Annotated in this window: 1 rRNA gene; it reads left to right on the forward strand. The window is 57.1% G+C overall.

From position 1 onward, the window contains the following. Positions 1-55 precede the first annotated feature (55 nt). A 23S ribosomal RNA gene (locus tag ACWC91_RS41380) occupies positions 56-3,177 on the forward strand. Positions 3,178-3,198 lie beyond the last annotated feature (21 nt).

Below are 3,198 nucleotides of genomic sequence, written 5' to 3' on the forward strand. Positions count from 1 at the left end.
TGTGACGGGTGGTTGGTCGTTGTTTGAGAACTGCACAGTGGACGCGAGCATCTGTGGCCAAGTTTTTAAGGGCGCACGGTGGATGCCTTGGCACCAGGAACCGATGAAGGACGTGGGAGGCCACGATAGTCCCCGGGGAGTCGTCAACCAGGCTTTGATCCGGGGGTTTCCGAATGGGGAAACCCGGCAGTCGTCATGGGCTGTCACCCTTGTCTGAACACATAGGGCAAGTGGAGGGAACGCGGGGAAGTGAAACATCTCAGTACCCGCAGGAAGAGAAAACAACCGTGATTCCGGGAGTAGTGGCGAGCGAAACCGGATGAGGCCAAACCGTATGCGTGTGAGACCCGGCAGGGGTTGCGCATGCGGGGTTGTGGGATCTCTCTTCTACGGTCTGCCGGCCGTAGGACGAGTCAGAAACCGTTGATGTAGGCGAAGGACATGCGAAAGGTCCGGCGTAGAGGGTAAGACCCCCGTAGTCGAAACGTCAGCGGCTCGTTTGAGAGACACCCAAGTAGCACGGGGCCCGAGAAATCCCGTGTGAATCTGGCGGGACCACCCGCTAAGCCTAAATATTCCCTGGTGACCGATAGCGGATAGTACCGTGAGGGAATGGTGAAAAGTACCCCGGGAGGGGAGTGAAATAGTACCTGAAACCGTGTGCCTACAAGCCGTGGGAGCGTCGGACGAGGACTTGTCCTCGTCTCGTGACTGCGTGCCTTTTGAAGAATGAGCCTGCGAGTTTGCGGTGTGTTGCGAGGTTAACCCGTGTGGGGAAGCCGTAGCGAAAGCGAGTCCGAATAGGGCGTTTGAGTAGCACGCTCAAGACCCGAAGCGGAGTGATCTAGCCATGGGCAGGTTGAAGCGGAGGTAAGACTTCGTGGAGGACCGAACCCACCAGGGTTGAAAACCTGGGGGATGACCTGTGGTTAGGGGTGAAAGGCCAATCAAACTCCGTGATAGCTGGTTCTCCCCGAAATGCATTTAGGTGCAGCGTCGTGTGTTTCTTGCCGGAGGTAGAGCACTGGATAGGCGATGGGCCCTACCGGGTTACTGACCTTAGCCAAACTCCGAATGCCGGTAAGTGAGAGCGCGGCAGTGAGACTGTGGGGGATAAGCTCCATGGTCGAGAGGGAAACAGCCCAGAGCATCGACTAAGGCCCCTAAGCGTACGCTAAGTGGGAAAGGATGTGGAGTCGCACAGACAACCAGGAGGTTGGCTTAGAAGCAGCCACCCTTGAAAGAGTGCGTAATAGCTCACTGGTCTAGTGATTCCGCGCCGACAATGTAGCGGGGCTCAAGCGTACCGCCGAAGTCGTGTCATTGCAGTGTTAGCCCCAACGGGTGCTGTGATGGGTAGGGGAGCGTCGTCTGCCGGGTGAAGCGGCACTGGAAGGTAGTCGTGGACGGTTGACGAGTGAGAATGCAGGCATGAGTAGCGATTCACACGTGAGAAACGTGTGCGCCGATTGACTAAGGGTTCCTGGGTCAAGCTGATCTGCCCAGGGTAAGTCGGGACCTAAGGCGAGGCCGACAGGCGTAGTCGATGGATAACCGGTTGATATTCCGGTACCCGCTGTGAAGCGTCAAACATCGAGCATCGTGATGCTAAGGCCGTGAAGCCGCCCCTGATCTCTTCGGAGTGAGGGGGAGTGGTGGAGCCGCTGAACCAAGCGGTTAGTAGGTGAGTGATGGGGTGACGCAGGAAGGTAGTCCATCCCGGGCGGTGGTTGTCCCGGGGTAAGGGTGTAGGACGTCAGGTAGGTAAATCCGCCTGGCAATAGTCTGAGACCTGATGCCGAGCCGATTGTGGTGAAGTGGATGATCCTATGCTGTCGAGAAAAGCCTCTAGCGAGTTTCATGGCGGCCCGTACCCTAAACCGACTCAGGTGGTCAGGTAGAGAATACCGAGGCGTTCGGGTGAACTATGGTTAAGGAACTCGGCAAAATGCCCCCGTAACTTCGGGAGAAGGGGGGCCACGCCTGGTGATCACTCTTGCAGTGTGAGCTGGGGGTGGCCGCAGAGACCAGCGAGAAGCGACTGTTTACTAAAAACACAGGTCCGTGCGAAGCCGTAAGGCGATGTATACGGACTGACGCCTGCCCGGTGCTGGAACGTTAAGGGGACCGGTTAGCTCACTTTCGGGTGGGCGAAGCTGAGAACTTAAGCGCCAGTAAACGGCGGTGGTAACTATAACCATCCTAAGGTAGCGAAATTCCTTGTCGGGTAAGTTCCGACCTGCACGAATGGCGTAACGACTTCTCGACTGTCTCAACCATAGGCCCGGTGAAATTGCACTACGAGTAAAGATGCTCGTTTCGCGCAGCAGGACGGAAAGACCCCGGGACCTTTACTACAGTTTGATATTGGTGTTCGGTTCGGCTTGTGTAGGATAGCTGGGAGACTTTGAAGCGGCCACGCCAGTGGTTGTGGAGTCGTCGTTGAAATACCAGTCTGGTCGTGCTGGATGTCTAACCTGGGTCCGTGATCCGGATCAGGGACAGTGTCTGATGGGTAGTTTAACTGGGGCGGTTGCCTCCTAAAGGGTAACGGAGGCGCCCAAAGGTTCCCTCAGCCTGGTTGGCAATCAGGTGTTGAGTGTAAGTGCACAAGGGAGCTTGACTGTGAGACCGACGGGTCGAGCAGGGACGAAAGTCGGGACTAGTGATCCGGCGGTGGCTTGTGGAAGCGCCGTCGCTCAACGGATAAAAGGTACCCCGGGGATAACAGGCTGATCTTCCCCAAGAGTCCATATCGACGGGATGGTTTGGCACCTCGATGTCGGCTCGTCGCATCCTGGGGCTGGAGTCGGTCCCAAGGGTTGGGCTGTTCGCCCATTAAAGCGGTACGCGAGCTGGGTTTAGAACGTCGTGAGACAGTTCGGTCCCTATCCGCTGTGCGCGTAGGAGTCTTGAGAAGGGCTGTCCCTAGTACGAGAGGACCGGGACGGACGAACCTCTGGTGTGCCAGTTGTTCTGCCAAGGGCATGGCTGGTTGGCTACGTTCGGGAGGGATAACCGCTGAAAGCATCTAAGCGGGAAGCCTGCTTCGAGATGAGGACTCCCACCCACTTGATGGGGTAAGGCTCCCAGTAGACGACTGGGTTGATAGGCCGGATCTGGAAGCACCGTGAGGTGTGGAGGTGACCGGTACTAATAGGCCGAGGGCTTGTCCTCAGTTGCTCGCGTCCACTGTGT

The sequence above is a fragment of the Streptomyces sp. NPDC001204 genome, from assembly GCF_053598035.1.